We start from the raw sequence: 15,900 nt of genomic DNA on the forward strand, positions 1-15,900 counted from the left end.
AAACTTATATATTTGAGATAACTACTAAACTAAGTTATTAAAACCCCAATTTATGCGCTTAAAATCTATAATTACAGTTTTTTTGATGTCATTTTCATCAATTATTTTTGCCCAAGACGACGATTTATTTAAAGCTTACGAAACGCCTTCAGAACTACTTGTAAAAACTAATGCTGTCATTAGATACAATGATGTTGTTGTCGAAGTTGATGATTACAACAGGTTCACTTTAAGAAAGAAACGTATTGTTACCATTTTTAATAAACAAGGTATTTCAGACCAAGGTACAGTGGTTTCCTATAATAAGAATAGGATTATCAAAACTTTGGAAGCTAGAATTTATGATGAAAACGGAAATGAGATTAAAAAGTATAAAAAAGGTGATTTCGAAGATGTAAGTGCCGTAAGTGGCGGGACACTATATTCTGATAATCGATTGAAATATCTTGATTATACACCAATAGATTACCCGTATACCATAGAACTCGAAGTTGAGGTCGATTATAAAAGCACGGCGTTCTTTCCTGGTTGGAGACCTATTGAAGGGTTTTATGCAAGTACCCAACATTCAGAATATAGAATCATTAATAATTCTGATACGGAAATCAAGTTAAAAGCTAGCAATTTTGAAGATTATAATATTGAAAAACATAGTGAATATCATTATTCGGCAAAAAATTTATCGTCTTTAAAACCTGAAGCTTATAGTCCCTCTTTCGAAACATTTGCTCCCATTTTGAAGGTGGCTATGGTCGAATTTGAAATGGAAGGTGTAAGAGGTATTAACAACAACTGGGAAGATTTTGGTCAATGGATGCATGACAAACTTTTATCTGGCACTGAAGCATTACCAAGTGGGATTAAAACTGAAATAAAAGAACTGACTAAAAATGCATCAACAGACCTAGAGAAAGCACGAATTGTTTACAATTACATGCAAGACAAAACACGTTATATTAGTGTGCAAGTAGGTATTGGTGGTTGGAAACCTATGCTTGCCGAAGATGTGGAACGATTAGGTTATGCAGATTGTAAAGGGCTTTCAAATTATACAAAAGCATTGCTAAACGAAGTTGGAGTAGAAGCGCATTATGCTGTGATTTATGGCGGAAGTAGTATCATGAGTGTTGATAAAGAGTTTTCAGCAACAGAAGGAAATCACGTTGTACTCTATGTTCCGAATGAAGAAAAAAATATATGGTTGGAATGTACCAGTCAGACCAATCCTTTCGGATTCATAGCAAGTTTTACAGATGATAGAGATGCCTTACTGATCACACCAGAAGGCGGCAAAATAATGCATACAACAACCTATAAAACAGAAGATAATTTACAAACAACTCATGCAGATGTTCAATTGTTGTTGGATGGATCTATTAAAGGAAATGTTACTATTCAAACAAAAGGGTATCAATATGCACTTCACGAAGGCGTACAAAACGATCCATTAAGAGAGCAGGAACTTTATTTTAAAAACTATTGGGATTATATAAATAATCTATCCGTAGAGAACATTGTCTTTGATAATGATAAGGATGCCATTGTGTTTACCGAAAAGGTAAAAGTATCTTCATCGAGTTTTGCTAAAAAAAGTGGGAAGCGTTTATTGTTTCAGCCAAATCTATTTAATAGAATAACAAATATACCAACACGATATGAAACCCGAACCTTAGATTTTGAGATAGAAAGAGGTTATACCGATGAGGACGAATTTGTAATTAAAATTGATCCTGCGCTTAAAATTGAGGCGATGCCAAAACCTGTTGAAATATCTAACCAATTTGGAGTTTATAAGTTTTCTATTGAGAAGCGTTCAGAAAACGAATTGGTTTATAAGAGGACACAGGTCTTAAATAAAGGCTACTTCCCTAAAGAAGATTATGATGATTTTCGTTCTTTTATGTCCGCCATTGTTAAACATGATAAAACCAAAGTAGTTTTAACCAACTAAATAAATAAACCTAAATATGAAACACCTACTAGCCCTATTCATTTTTGTTGCCTTTGCACTATCTAGCCACGCTCAAGATTTTAAATTTGGAAAAGTATCAAAAGAAGAATTAAGCCAAAAACAACATGCTCTAGACTCGAGTGCCGGTGCTGCGGTACTATTTAAAGATGAAAATATTTTTTTCTATTATACTGATAAAAGCGGATTTGAACAACATAGAGAAGTGCACAAGCGAATAAAAATTTATAATAAAGAAGGCTATGATTGGGCAACTGAGAAAATTTTCCTTTATGAGGCAGGTGCTGGGAGTAGAGAAAAGGTAAGCTCGTTAAAAGGATATACCTATAACTTGAAAGGTGAAAAAATAACAAAAGAAAAGTTGAAGAAGGATGGTATTTTTGAGGAAGAGGTCAATGATTTTATAGAAATAAAGACCATCACCATGCCTAACATCCAAGATGGTTGTGTCATAGAATTGAAGTATGAAATTGTTTCTCCATTTTTAGGTATTGATGACATTTATTTTCAATATGAGATACCAATGGATAGGTTTGATTTAAGAGTTGCCACTCCTGAGTATTATCGCTATAATAGACAAATTAATCCTAAAGCCTTTTATTACCCAAAATTAGTAGAATCGACGGGTTCAGGTACCGCTAATTACACCAATAAAAAGGATTATAATGACAATAACACAGCTTCTAGTAGCACTGTGTCAAGTGGTTCATTCTCATACAAAGAGCAAATAATCAAGGCCGAAGAATTTAACGTTCCTGCACTTAAAGGAGAAGCTTTTGCTGGAAACATGGATAACTACAGAGCTAAAATGAGTATGGAATTATCAGCCATACTAAATCGATATGGTGCTGTAGAGAAGTCGTATTCTTCCTCTTGGGAGAAGGTGTCAAAATCGATTTATGACGATTCAGATTTTGGTAATCAATTAAATCGATCTAACTTTTTTAAAGATGATGTTGCTGCTATCACAGCTTCTGTTAGTGATGATTTTCAAAAAGCATTTCTGCTTCAGTCTTATGTAAAATCTAAAGTAAAATGGAATGGGCTTTACGGTTTTAGAGCCCAAAAAGGTACACGGAAAGCATATATGGAAGGCGAAGGAAATGTAGCAGATATCAACCTTTTACTTATCGCTATGTTGCGATCACAAGGCGTTAATGCCAACCCCGTTTTAGTAAGTACCAAAAATAATGGGATACCAATGTTTCCAACACGAAAAGGGTTTAACTATGTGATTTGCATGGTGGAGAGCGAAGGTGGTTACGCCTTATTAGATGCTACAGAAGTCTACAGTATGGTCAATGTATTGCCAGAACGTGTGCTTAATTGGCAAGGAAGAGTTATTAAGGATGATGGAACGTCTGGATGGGTGTCTTTAAGGCCTACTGAAAAAGCCAAAGAAACAACCATGTTTAACGTGAAAGTTAATGGCGATTACTCAATTGAAGGTAAAGTGAGAAAGAGCCTTACGGATCATATGGCATTAAAATACAGGAAAAAGTTTACAGGCATTAGTGACACAGAGCATATAAAACAGCTTGAAAAAGATAAAGGTGATATCCAGGTTTCTGAATTGAAATTTGAAAATAATAAGGACATTACTCAGCCAGTAAAGCTAACTTATGATTATGTGCTTAATGATGGTGTTGATGAAATTGGGGAAAACTTATATTTTTCACCACTATTTTTCTTGGCAACCAAAGAGAGTCCTTTTAAATTAGAAGAGCGAAAATATCCAATCGATTTTATATTTCCTTTTGAAGATAAATATGTCATCAATATCATGTTGCCAGAAAACTATCAGGTTGAGTCTTTACCAGAAAGTCAAGCATTTGAATTCAAAAATAATGATGCTAAATTCACTTATTTCATCAAAGAAAATGGTAAATTTCTACAATTAACGATTATTTTCGAAATGAACTCTTCTTTAATCAATTCTACAGACTATACATTGTTTAAGGATTTTTTCGAAAAAATTGTTGAAAAGCAAGGTGAGCAAATAGTACTAAAAAAAGTTTAAAATGAATATCGAGAACGCACAGTTAGTCGTTGATACATGGATTAAAGAACATGGTGTAAGATACTTTAATGAGTTAACCAATATGGCGCAACTTACTGAAGAAGTTGGAGAAGTCGCACGAATAATCGCTAGACGTTATGGTGAGCAAAGCGAAAAAGAAAGTGATAAAGATAAAGACCTTGGAGAAGAATTAGCAGATGTGGTTTTTGTAGTTTTGTGTTTAGCGAATCAAACAGGAATAGATTTGCAAAGTGCTTTCGACAAAAAAATGGACATAAAGACCAAAAGAGATCACGATAGGCATCATAATAATGAAAAACTAAAATAAAGCCATTCCTATTAAGGCACGATTTTTTATGACAATTAAGCTTCACAAATCATCAATACAAAAACAGACACAAATTACAATTACAGGTTCTAAAAGCGAATCGAATAGGTTGTTGTTACTGCAAGCTTTGTATCCAAAGTTAAAGATTGATAATGTTTCAAATTCTGATGATTCTAAAGTCATGCAAAGTGCTTTAGCTTCCGAAGATCATCTCATCGATATACATCATGCAGGAACAGCAATGCGCTTTTTAACTTCCTATTTTGCATGTCAAGAGGGTAGAGAAGTAGTGCTTACAGGTTCTAAACGAATGAAAGAGCGTCCTATCGAAATTCTCGTTGAGGCGCTTAATCAATTAGGAGCAGATATCACATATGATGAAACTTATGGTTGTCCGCCATTAAAAATAAAAGGAAAACAGTTGACCAAGCATAAGGTTGCATTAAAAGCCAATGTAAGCAGCCAATATATTTCGGCATTGTTGCTTGTGGCTTCAAGTTTGAACAACGGATTAGAATTAACTTTAGAAGGCGAAATAACGTCTATTCCGTATATAAACATGACACTTAACTTGTTGAATCAAGTCGGAATTAAAACCGAATTTAAAAATCAGGTGATTACAGTCACTCCTAAAACAGATGAACTTTCATGCGATGGTCTGACGGTTGAGTCAGATTGGTCTTCGGCATCTTATTTTTATAGTATCGTTGCCTTAAGTCCATTGAATACCGAAATCATATTGTCATCCTACAAAAAAGATTCGTTGCAAGGCGATTCAGCTTTAATAGATATTTATAAATTTTTCGGAGTTCAAACAACTTTTGAAGGCGATTCAGTGCTATTGAAGAAGATTAAAGCGATTGAAAACCAATCGTTAGAATTTCAGCTTAATAAGTCGCCAGACATCGCACAAACTATTGCGGTAACCTGTTTAGGACTTGGAATGGAGTGTTATCTTACAGGGTTGCACACACTTAAAATTAAAGAGACAGATCGATTAGTAGCGCTTCAAAATGAATTTGAAAAACTAGGCGCAACGGTTGATATTACTGAAGATTCACTTAAATTATATGCGTGTTCTGAAATAAATGAGAACATCAAAATAGAAACCTATAACGACCACAGAATGGCGATGGCCTTTGCACCATTGGCTCTAAAAACCGATTTATTTATTGAAGATTATATGGTGGTTTCTAAATCCTATCCTACGTTTTGGGAGGATTTAAGTCTGCTGGGTTTTAAGTTTTCCAAATAAATACTTCGTTTTACTTGACAACCCCTATGTTGAGATTGTATATTAGCACCTTGTAAAAAAATAAGCGCCTATAAATGAGCCGATATATGTAAACGGCAAATTCCATTAGACCCATTAAAATTAATAAAATAACAACACATGAAATTATCACACTTTAATTTTAACCTTCCAGAAGAATTATTAGCAGAACATCCATCAGATATTAGAGATGAGTCTAGACTAATGGTTTTGGATAGAAAAAATCAAACTATAGAGCATAAACTATTTAAAGATGTTATTGATTATTTCAATGAAGACGATGTGATGATTTTAAATAATACGAAAGTATTTCCTGCACGTTTATATGGTAATAAGGAAAAGACTGGTGCAAGAATTGAGGTATTCTTATTGAGAGAATTAAATGAAGAACAACGCCTTTGGGATGTATTAGTAGATCCTGCTCGTAAGATCAGAATTGGTAACAAATTATACTTTGGTGATGATGAAACACTTGTTGCGGAAGTTATTGATAACACCACATCTAGAGGGCGTACTTTACGTTTCTTATATGATGGGTCTTATGGTGAATTTAGAAGAAAATTAACCGAACTTGGAGAAACACCACTTCCAAAATATATTAAAAGAGATGTAGAACCAGAAGATGCAGATCGTTACCAAACGATTTTTGCTAAAAATGAAGGCGCTGTTGCAGCACCAACGGCAGGTTTGCATTTTTCAAAGCATTTGCTTAAGCGTTTAGAAATTAAAGGAGTAGAGTTGCCAGAAGTAACATTACATGTTGGTTTAGGAACATTTAACCCAGTTGAGGTAGAAGATTTATCAAAACACAAAATGGATAGTGAAGAGATATTTGTCACTAAACCAGCTACAGATATTATTAATAACGGAATTGCTAATAAAAGACGAATATGTGCCGTGGGTACAACAGCGATGCGTGCGGTTGAAAGTTGTGTGTCTTCTAGTGGTACATTAAATGAATATTCCGGATGGACAAATAAGTTCATTTTTCCGCCATACGAATTTAGTATAGCTAATAGTATGATTACTAATTTTCATACACCAAGATCAACGTTATTAATGATGGTATCAGCATTTGCAGGTCATGATTTTATGAAAGAAGCCTACGAAATTGCTGTAAAAGAAAAATATCGTTTCTATACCTATGGTGATGCGATGTTAATCATCTAATACATTATAATATACAACGAAAGCCTTATGTAACCCGTAAGGCTTTTTTTTTGCTTCGGAAATTTTAAGCTTCAAGCTTCAAGCTTTAATCGTAAACTAAAACCAAAAAAGGTTTGTTTACTTTTGCAATACCATTCAAAATTTGAATGCATAATATCTATGGAAATCAAAAAGAAAGACATACGCGCATTAACCAAAGAACAATTAAGAGACTTTTTTGTTAAGGAAGGCGACAAGGCATTTAGAGGCAATCAAGTTTATGAATGGTTATGGAGTAAAGGCGCCCACACGTTTGAAGATATGACAAATGTCTCTAAAGAAACCAGACAGATGCTTCAAGATAACTTTGTGATTAATCATATCAAAGTAGATCAAATGCAACGAAGCTCAGATGGTACCATTAAAAATGCGGTACGCTTACATGATGGTTTGATTGTAGAATCGGTTTTGATTCCTGTTAAAAATCGCACAACGGCTTGCGTGTCTAGTCAAGTTGGATGCAGCTTAGATTGCAGATTTTGTGCTACATCACGATTAAAACGTATGCGTAATCTTAATCCAGATGAAATTTATGATCAGGTAGTTGCTATAGATAAAGAAAGTAAATTATATCATAACAGACCATTGAGTAATATTGTATTTATGGGTATGGGAGAACCACTCATGAATTACAATAACGTCCTTAAAGCTATTGATAAAATCACGTCACCCGAAGGTTTGGGAATGTCACCAAAACGCATCGTTGTATCTACATCTGGTGTTCCGAAGATGATTAAAAAAATGGCTGATGATGAGGTGAAATTCAAGCTAGCAGTATCACTCCACTCTGCTATAGATGAAATCAGAACATCCATAATGCCATTTAATGCTACATTTCCGTTAGAAGATTTGAGAGAAGCATTAGAATATTGGTATGAAAAAACAAAAAACAGGATTACTTACGAATATGTGGTTTGGGAGGGTATTAACGATACCAAAAAGGATGTAGAAGCATTGATTGCCTTTTGTAAGTTCGCTCCAAGTAAAGTGAATTTAATTGAATATAATCCAATTGATGATGGCGAGTTTCAGCAAGCTAGTTCTAAAGCAATTGATATGTATGTAAATATGCTGGAAACCAATCATATTACAGTGACTGTGAGGCGGTCCAGAGGGAAAGATATTGATGCTGCTTGTGGGCAGTTGGCAAATAAATCATAAAAAAAAAAGAGCTACAATTTGTAGCTCTTTTTTATTGTATGAAATAAAAATTATTGTTTGATAACTTTTATCGTTTGCTTTTTACCTTCAGCTGTAATATTTAAGAAATATATACCATCAAGTAAAGATGTCATGTCAACTCTATTGTTTAAGATAGAATCACCTGAAATACTTTTCACTTGTTTTCCAAGGATGTTATAAATCTCAACTGATTCAATTGATAAATCTGTTTTAATTGTAAGTTGATCCATAACAGGGTTAGGGAACACAGAAAGTAATTGGCTTTCAAATTGAGAAACACTTAATCCAGGATCTTGTTCTGTAGTAAATGTTCTTGTTTCACATCCAGTAGTAACACCAAAACAGTTAACAGGTGCAATAGACCATGTATAACTCGTGTCATAGGCTAAGCCAAAAAGGTCTATATCAGTTTCAGTAACATTACCTAGTTCTGCACCATCAAATGTTAATCTATAAGCAAGAGCTCCAGAGATAGCATTCCAAGATAAATTAACTTCTCTTGTCATGTCAGCAGCTTCAGCAGTAGCAACATCTAATTGATCTACAGTAGGTGATATAAGTGTCGTACAAGCAGGAGCAGCTATTTCAGCACAAGTAGCAGTTGTAAATGTCCAAATTGCACTTTGAGTTGTTCCAACACAATTTGTTCCTGTGATAAACCAATAATATTGCGTGTTTTCAGTCCAAGTGTATATTATATTACCACCACCAAATGGAATTGTTCCAATATCATCACCTGCAGCAGTAATCCCTAAAGATATAGTATATTCACCTTCATTACCAAGGACAGCTTCATCCCAATCAAAAGCAACTAATAAATCTAAACCATCTGGTAAGATTTGAACAGTCATATCACCATCAGCTGGAGTAGGGTTTATTGAATCTGGAGCAGCAGTTGCAGTACAAATACAAGTCGTACATTCAATTTGAGTTAATATGTTTGTTGAAGGTCCATCAGCACAAGCCGCATCAAGCGTCCAATAAATGATGATTCCTGAAGTTGTTGCAACAAAAGATACAGGATCGAAACCTGAAGCTATAATTGTTGTGCCATCATCTTCTGTTACAGTAATATATGTTACTATATCAGTAACAACATTATACGTTTCACCAGGTACAAGTCCATCTAGTACTGAGAATTCATTTTGTGCCCAGTTATTAGTTGCGATAGTTTGCAGTCCAGGTAGAGCCGTTAATGAAATCGTAGTTCCTGGGTATTGATATACTGGGTTTGTACATTGTCCATAAGACCAAGACACCGCAGTTAAACAAAGCAAAAGTAATAAAGTAATTTTTTTCATAATTTTGGATTTTAATTGATTATAAAACAAATATAGTAAATTTTAGCATTTTAGCGGTTTATTGTAAATCGAAGTATGACAATGCATTATCATCTAAGTTATAATTATAACCACGCCACATATTTGTGTTTTGACTATTATACTTCCATGCAATTAAACCATCCTGAGTTATTTCCCAGAAACCATAGTCACCTTCACAAATTAAAGTGTTACCATTTTTAAGTCTTACAGCTCCTGAAATAATTCTAGAATACATGCTTGGGTCCGTAAATCCCCATATAATGTTTGGTTCATTATTAGTGTTTGGAAGTAAATTGAAAATTTCAGGTAAATCTAATTCATAAACTGCAGATTGTTCCATTCCATTATCCTTATTAACAAAAACAAGCATGTTGTTTTTTCCCGGAACATCTTTTTCAATCAGATTCGGGAAATGATTATTGTAGAATAAACGATTTCCAATACTATTATAAGTTTCTGGATTACCAAATCGATACAACAAATCTCCTCCTTTATTAAAATTTCCTCCCAAATTTGAGGCTGCTTCAGTTGTTGTAGTGCTATGATCTATAACCCAAATTTCACTGTAATTATTTACACTTAAATAAATGATATCATTAGTTTCATCAAAATCAATACCATTGGCATGCATTATGTCTCCTCCATTTGCACTACTGTTATAATTGATGTCTATTAATTGTGGATTGTCGTTTAAAGTACCGAAATTCAAATCTGTTGCATCAAAATCTTGAATAATATGATCAAAACTATTCCATTTCCAAACAATCTGATTTGTTGTTGGATTAACTTCTACTAAAGTTTCAGGGAAAATGTCATCTGTAACATTAACTCCATTTGATTGAGCTATTAAAGCATTTACACGTTCCCAAGCTATAAATAGCACATTCCCATTTGGTAATAATTCTACGTCGTGATGCGCTATATGGTTGCTTGATGCATAAGTATATTGCCAATCAACACCAGAATTTGAATTTAATATTTTTATAGTTCCACCAGAACCACCAAAATTTATGTCTGGACCAAATACTTTAAACATACCTATTAATTTTCCATCAGGTAAAAGTTCTAGGTCATTACCTAATCTGGTGTCAAAATCCCATTGGAAAAGACGTTGTCCTTGTTTGTTTAATAAATAAGAAGTATTGCCACCATTTTCAATGGCTAAAACTAAACTGTTTTCTAATAAGCTCTCTTCATATACTTCAATGTTTGATGATAAATTGAGATGATTGATAGATCCTGAATCATCATCTTTAACACAGCTAAAAAAGCACAGTATAAGAACAAAAAAAACTATTTTTATCATAAAAAAATTTTAACTTAAATATATACATTTTTTGCATTCTAAATCAATCGAATATTCTTTTTTTCACTAGGTTTGTTAAAAGTTGACTTCACTTGAAAATAACTGAACAAATAAAGCAACCTATTGCCTATGAGATGGAGCTTTTCGAACAAAAGTTCTTGCTCTCTATGTCTAGTAAGGTGGCGCTATTGAATAGAATTACGCATTACATTGTTAACCGAAAAGGGAAACAAATGCGACCAATGTTTGTTTTTTTGGTAGCTAAAATGGTAAATAACGGAGAAGTTAGTGAACGTACTTATCGTGGCGCATCCGTTATTGAATTGATACATACGGCAACGCTTGTTCATGATGATGTTGTTGATGATAGTAATCGCAGACGGGGTTTTTTCTCAGTTAATGCACTTTGGAAAAATAAAATTGCTGTACTTATTGGCGATTATTTATTGTCGAAGGGATTACTATTGTCCATAGATAATAATGATTTTGATCTGCTCAAAATTATATCTGTGGCAGTAAGAGAAATGAGCGAAGGCGAACTCCTACAAATAGAAAAGGCCAGACAACTCGATATAAATGAATCTGTTTATTACGAGATTATTAGACAAAAAACAGCAACGCTCATTGCAGCCTGCTGTAGTTTGGGTGCGGCTTCTGTAAAACCTAGTTCTGATCATGTCGAGTCTATGCGGAAATTTGGGGAACTCATTGGAATGGCATTTCAAATAAAGGATGACTTATTCGATTATGGTGACGCGGCTATTGGTAAACCTACAGGAATCGATATAAAAGAACAAAAGATGACGCTCCCGTTAATATATGTGCTTAACAATTGTTCTAAAAAAGAAAAATCTTGGTTAATTAATTCGGTTAAAAATCACAATAAAGATAAAAAACGTGTCAAAGAAGTTATTGCATTTGTAATAGATAACAACGGACTAGAATATGCCATCAATAAAATGAAGCAGTTCCAAGGGGAAGCATTAGAAATTTTAAATGCCTACCCAGAATCTCAATACAAAACATCATTGGAACTAATGGTAAATTATGTAATTGACCGAAAAAAATAAAACTCTTTTTTATTTTTACTATTCAAATGTTACCCAAATGGTTTCACCATAGCGACCATTGGCGAACAGCATTACTGCAGTGTTAAATGGTGGGTCGCCATAAAAAGATGGAAACATGTTACTATTATTATTCAATTCAATGGTTAATTGAGTTGCCTGTGCATTTAAAGTAACGTTTGAAGCATTGTACTGATAGATACTGCCATTACTTGTTGCGATGCGTAAACCAGACGTTAGGTTTTCTCCCGTCAGTATTAAGGTGTCTTGATAGCTATATGTAGGTTGATCAGAAGAAAATATATTTGGAACGTTTTCATTCAATAAATCTATTGTAAAATCACTTTCAGCTTTTAAAATACCGTCAATTTTAAAGCGCAGGATATAATCATTAGCAGTAGCAATATTATCTGGTAGATCGATATAAAACTTAGTAAACGTTTGGCCAAAAGTACTACCGACAGAACTAGAGAAATCACTTATGTTCAATACATAACTGTTAATGTCGTTCTCGAGCAATAATTGAGAATTTGGGAGTGTGGGGTCTACATGTTCACAACGAATATAAGGAGTTGCCTTAGAATAGTACTTAGTAACTATGTCTGATGTAGTTGCAGCACTATTCATACTAGAGATTAGGAAACCTTTTGTATAAACGGTATAAGTATTTGAGCTACCACTTTGAGAGGTTACAGTATATTCCTTATCTAATCGAAAATCTTGAATATCATTGCTGTCAGGTGAAATGGATGCACCATCTGAAATTGTTATCACAGGTGATATATTGATGATATTTTTATAGGATTCTATGTCAATAGTTAAATCCGCATGATTTATAACACCATCAAAAGTAATTCCGTCCTCTATAAATTGAAAGCTTAAAATTTTATTTTCATTTGAAAAAGGGGTATTTGTTATATTTAAGGAATACGTCTCCTCTTCTCCACTTTCTGAGGAAACAATGTATGATACAATCTCATTAAAGTTTTGTGCCTCATTTATGCTAGGGGATATGGATGCCATTGCAGAAATTGTGATATCAGGAACAATGGAGTCATAACTCTCTAAGCCTAATGTTTCTAAAGAAATTGTTTTTGATATGTTATCAATTGTCGCATCATAAGTAGTACTGTTGTAGGACAAACTAAATGATAATATTTTATTGTCATTGCTGCTCACATCTACTTGATAAATAGTTTCGTCACCATTTTCGGCAGTTACAATATATTCAACTATGTCACTAAAATCTCTAGGCGTGTTTATTGATGGAGATATTGTTGCATTCTCAGAAATTTCTATCTCTGGAGTCAGAGTTTGAGACAAATCTAACTCAGAAGTAAAAACTGTTATTAACTTTGTAGATTGATTGATGCTTCCAGAAAAACTATTAGCATTGTCAATAATTTTAAACGATAATATTTGATTAGCATTGCTAGGAATGTTCTCGGAAGAAGAGTTGTCGTCTTTTGAGCAATTCAAAATAAATAGAGAGCAAATTAATAACAGAAATATTTTTTTCATGATAAGATTTTAAGTGTCTAAATATATGTAATTTGTTCTTTTAAAAAAAAATTAGATTAATAATGTTGCATTGTTTTATAAATCATTTTTTTAAACGTATAAACGCCTTAATAAGAATTTTTATTCATCTTCAGGCAACCATTTGTATAATTTTTGCGTCTTTATAAATAGAAGACCAAACGAAAGCTATTTTGAAAGTCATTCAACTACATCATAAAAATAATACGACGCTTATAAAAAAAGCAGCTAAAGGCAAACGAGATGCTCAGCATACGTTGTTTGAAATTCATGCGCCTAAAATGCTAAGTGTTTGTAGATATTATGTGAAAGACATACAATATGCAGAGTCGGTGATGTTAAATGGTTTTTTTAAAGCCTTTACTCATCTGAAAAGTTTTAAAAACGAAGGAAGTTTTGAAGGTTGGCTGAGACGTATCATGGTGAGGGAATCCATTTCTTTTTTACGACAAGAAAAGCATGTTGAATTTTTGGTTGAAGAAGAACCTGTTCATCAGGAACAATACAATAATGTAGAATCTCAGATTGAAGTAGCACAAATTCAGCAAGTCATAGATGAACTTCCAGAAGGTTACAAAATGGTTTTCGTTATGTACGCGATTGAAGGCTATAAGCACTATGAAATAGCAGAAATGCTCAATATTTCACAAGGCACTTCCAAATCGCAATTATTTAAAGCAAGACAAATGCTTCAGAAAAAAATTAAGGACATAAATACAGCAAGTTATGGCACCAATTAAATTTGACGACACTATAAAAGATAAGTTAGAGAAACGCTCATTGCAACCATCAAGTGATGCTTGGAATACGCTTTCCGATAGACTTGATACGCATGAAAAAAAGAACTCCAGAAGGTTGTTTTTTTACATAGGAATCGCTGCAAGTATTGTGGGTGCACTATTTGTAACGACACAATTTTTTAGTTCTTCGGAAGATCACACAGTATCGCCTCAAATAGTGGATACAAAAATTAAAGAAAATCAAGTTAAATCAGACCAAATTACAAATCTAGAAACACCTGAAAATAGCGTTGTAATTTCTGATCAAGATAATATTCCGGAAAAAGAAAATACTAAAGAGTTTGAGTCACCAATGGCATCATCAATAAAAAACGAAGCTAAAGTTGCAGATATTTCAGAAGAAAAGCAAGTGACTATCAAAAAAGAAAATACAACAATTAACGATTTTAAAATCAAAGAGGTCGTTGCTTGGATTGATAACAAAACTAGTATCAAAAATGAAGCTGTTGTGATTAATAAGTTAACACCAGAACAAGTAAAAGTGCTTGATGTTGTTAGCCAAATAAAGCAACTAGAGGCCGATGGAATTGCTGCCACAGATCAAGAAATAGAGGGGCTTTTAAAGCAAGCTGAAAAAGATATTTTAAAGCAACGAATATATAATGAAACTACACGAACTGTTGACGCAGGTGCCTTACTTCAAGACGTTGAGCAAGACCTGGAACAGTCGTTTAGAACCCAAGTATTCGAAGTTTTGAAATCGAGTTACAAAACGGTAAAAACTGCTGTTGCCGAGCGTAACAATTAAATAATCATCAATTTAAAACAAACATTATGAACACTATCACAAAGTATGTAGTGCTACTCACCTTATGTCTTATTGTAAATAACGTGAATGCACAAGAAACCAAAAATGATTCAATAGTTATCGATAAAATTGATTCTAAAATTAAACTATTTGAACAACTCAAAATGACTATTCAAGATGAGGAACGCGAATTTTTAAAAACTGAAGTTGAATTAATCAATCAACAATTAGAAAAAGGAGAAATCACAGAAACAGAAGCTGAAAGACTTAAAAAAGAAGCGGCAAAAAAAAGAGCATTGAATATTGAAAATCGTTTGGCGATTATAGATAATAAAATTGCATTATTAAAACGTAATGAAGCCTTTTATGATGACAATCCAAGTGAGTCGGTCAACTTTGGAGTGAGTATTGGGGAGTTTACAGGTTTTACATTTAACTCCAAAAACAGACCTAGAAAATATGATAAACGTACGACTAGTGATTTGGTTTTCGCTATTGGATTTAACAATGCAATAGGAGACGGACAAAAGATTGGTGATGACTATACATTTTTAAGCTCAGGTTTTGTTGAGCTTGGATGGGCTTGGAAAACAAGACTTTTTAAAGAGTCTAATGCCGTACGTTTAAAATATGGGTTCTCATTTCAATGGAATAAATTAACACCTAAAGACGATAGGTACTTTGTTCAAGACGGCAATACGACAACACTAGAAGCATTTCCTAGTGACCTAAAAGAGTCAGAGTTTAGAATTACGAACCTTGTGGTTCCAATACATTTTGAATTTGGACCATCAAGAAAAAGAGAACGTAAAAATCACTTTAGATATAGTACGTCTAAACTTTTTAAAGTTGGTATAGGTGGCTATGCAGGTTTCAATATTGGCACTCAACAAAAATTACGATTTGAAGAAGGTGGAGACCGTGTGAAACAAAAAATTAGACGTAATTACAACGCTACACCTTTTGTCTATGGCTTGAGTGCTTATGTAGGTTATGGCGGAATTGGCTTATATGCGAAATATGATTTAAGTCCGATGTTTAAAGACCAATCATTTGACCAACACAATCTTTCAATGGGACTCAGATTTGATTTGGATTAGTCTAATTATATATCCAATTAAAAAGCTCCATTTACTT

The 15,900-nt window shown here is 33.5% G+C and carries 13 protein-coding genes; 10 read left to right on the top strand and 3 right to left on the bottom strand.

Going from position 1 to position 15,900, the window contains the following annotated elements; all coding sequences use genetic code 11:
- Positions 1–52: 52 nt before the first annotated feature.
- The 6 genes from V7719_RS03250 to rlmN all read left to right on the top strand — a co-directional run bounded on the left by V7719_RS03250 (position 53) and on the right by rlmN (position 7,960).
- Complete coding sequence (locus V7719_RS03250) at positions 53–1,951, top strand: DUF3857 domain-containing protein (protein WP_335728419.1); 1,899 nt, start codon at positions 53–55, stop codon at positions 1,949–1,951.
- A 16-nt stretch (positions 1,952–1,967) separates the two neighbouring features.
- Positions 1,968–3,989: a DUF3857 domain-containing protein gene (locus V7719_RS03255; RefSeq protein WP_335728420.1), complete on the top strand. Its 2,022-nt coding sequence runs from the start codon at positions 1,968–1,970 to the stop codon at positions 3,987–3,989.
- A 1-nt stretch (position 3,990) separates the two neighbouring features.
- Entirely contained in the window at positions 3,991–4,317 is a 327-nt protein-coding gene (locus tag V7719_RS03260; RefSeq protein ID WP_335728421.1) for a nucleotide pyrophosphohydrolase, read from the top strand.
- 28 nt (positions 4,318–4,345) lie between these two features.
- Entirely contained in the window at positions 4,346–5,572 is a 1,227-nt protein-coding gene (locus V7719_RS03265; protein WP_335728422.1) for a 3-phosphoshikimate 1-carboxyvinyltransferase, read from the top strand.
- Positions 5,573–5,710: 138 nt separating this feature from the next.
- Positions 5,711–6,760: a tRNA preQ1(34) S-adenosylmethionine ribosyltransferase-isomerase QueA gene (queA, locus tag V7719_RS03270; protein WP_335728424.1), complete on the top strand. Its 1,050-nt coding sequence runs from the start codon at positions 5,711–5,713 to the stop codon at positions 6,758–6,760.
- A gap of 159 nt (positions 6,761–6,919) precedes the next feature.
- Positions 6,920–7,960 (top strand): 23S rRNA (adenine(2503)-C(2))-methyltransferase RlmN, encoded by a 1,041-nt coding sequence (rlmN, locus tag V7719_RS03275; protein ID WP_335728425.1) that lies wholly within the window; start codon positions 6,920–6,922, stop codon positions 7,958–7,960.
- Between the two features lie 50 nt (positions 7,961–8,010).
- Here the strand turns inward: rlmN and V7719_RS03280 are convergent, their stop codons facing one another.
- The gene (locus V7719_RS03280) at positions 8,011–9,282 is read right to left on the bottom strand and encodes a T9SS type A sorting domain-containing protein (RefSeq protein ID WP_335728426.1); all 1,272 of its coding nucleotides are present in this window, start codon (positions 9,280–9,282) and stop codon (positions 8,011–8,013) included.
- A 58-nt stretch (positions 9,283–9,340) separates the two neighbouring features.
- Positions 9,341–10,609, bottom strand: coding sequence for an aryl-sulfate sulfotransferase (locus V7719_RS03285; RefSeq protein ID WP_335728427.1), 1,269 nt, complete (start codon positions 10,607–10,609; stop codon positions 9,341–9,343).
- Between the two features lie 92 nt (positions 10,610–10,701).
- On the opposite strand from V7719_RS03285, the gene V7719_RS03290 reads away from it, so the two are divergent.
- Positions 10,702–11,679, top strand: a complete 978-nt coding sequence (locus tag V7719_RS03290; RefSeq protein ID WP_335728428.1) for a polyprenyl synthetase family protein — start codon at positions 10,702–10,704, stop codon at positions 11,677–11,679.
- Positions 11,680–11,697: 18 nt separating this feature from the next.
- Here the strand turns inward: V7719_RS03290 and V7719_RS03295 are convergent, their stop codons facing one another.
- A complete protein-coding gene (locus V7719_RS03295; protein WP_335728429.1) occupies positions 11,698–13,197 on the bottom strand; it encodes a DUF5018 domain-containing protein in 1,500 nt (499 codons plus the stop codon).
- 191 nt (positions 13,198–13,388) lie between these two features.
- Between V7719_RS03295 and V7719_RS03300 the strand changes: the two genes are divergently transcribed.
- The 3 genes from V7719_RS03300 to V7719_RS03310 are packed head-to-tail and all read left to right on the top strand — an operon-like array spanning position 13,389 to position 15,863.
- Positions 13,389–13,955, top strand: a complete 567-nt coding sequence (locus V7719_RS03300; protein ID WP_335728430.1) for an RNA polymerase sigma factor — start codon at positions 13,389–13,391, stop codon at positions 13,953–13,955.
- Complete coding sequence (locus V7719_RS03305) at positions 13,942–14,763, top strand: hypothetical protein (protein ID WP_335728431.1); 822 nt, start codon at positions 13,942–13,944, stop codon at positions 14,761–14,763. The genes V7719_RS03300 and V7719_RS03305 overlap by 14 nt, the downstream gene beginning before the upstream one ends.
- A gap of 26 nt (positions 14,764–14,789) precedes the next feature.
- Positions 14,790–15,863, top strand: coding sequence for a hypothetical protein (locus V7719_RS03310; RefSeq protein WP_335728432.1), 1,074 nt, complete (start codon positions 14,790–14,792; stop codon positions 15,861–15,863).
- The last annotated feature ends 37 nt before the right edge of the window (positions 15,864–15,900 follow it).

Origin of the sequence: Psychroserpens sp., from assembly GCF_036960315.1 — a bacterium.
Classification (GTDB): Bacteria; Bacteroidota; Bacteroidia; order Flavobacteriales; family Flavobacteriaceae; genus Psychroserpens.

Coding starts and splice junctions, on each gene's coding strand:
- V7719_RS03250 (WP_335728419.1), top strand. CDS start 53: ATGCGCTTAAAATCTATAATTACAGTTTTTTTGATGTCATTTTCATCA.
- V7719_RS03255 (WP_335728420.1), top strand. CDS start 1,968: ATGAAACACCTACTAGCCCTATTCATTTTTGTTGCCTTTGCACTATCT.
- V7719_RS03260 (WP_335728421.1), top strand. CDS start 3,991: ATGAATATCGAGAACGCACAGTTAGTCGTTGATACATGGATTAAAGAA.
- V7719_RS03265 (WP_335728422.1), top strand. CDS start 4,346: ATGACAATTAAGCTTCACAAATCATCAATACAAAAACAGACACAAATT.
- queA (WP_335728424.1), top strand. CDS start 5,711: ATGAAATTATCACACTTTAATTTTAACCTTCCAGAAGAATTATTAGCA.
- rlmN (WP_335728425.1), top strand. CDS start 6,920: ATGGAAATCAAAAAGAAAGACATACGCGCATTAACCAAAGAACAATTA.
- V7719_RS03280 (WP_335728426.1), bottom strand. CDS start 9,282: ATGAAAAAAATTACTTTATTACTTTTGCTTTGTTTAACTGCGGTGTCT.
- V7719_RS03285 (WP_335728427.1), bottom strand. CDS start 10,609: ATGATAAAAATAGTTTTTTTTGTTCTTATACTGTGCTTTTTTAGCTGT.
- V7719_RS03295 (WP_335728429.1), bottom strand. CDS start 13,197: ATGAAAAAAATATTTCTGTTATTAATTTGCTCTCTATTTATTTTGAAT.
- V7719_RS03305 (WP_335728431.1), top strand. CDS start 13,942: ATGGCACCAATTAAATTTGACGACACTATAAAAGATAAGTTAGAGAAA.
- V7719_RS03310 (WP_335728432.1), top strand. CDS start 14,790: ATGAACACTATCACAAAGTATGTAGTGCTACTCACCTTATGTCTTATT.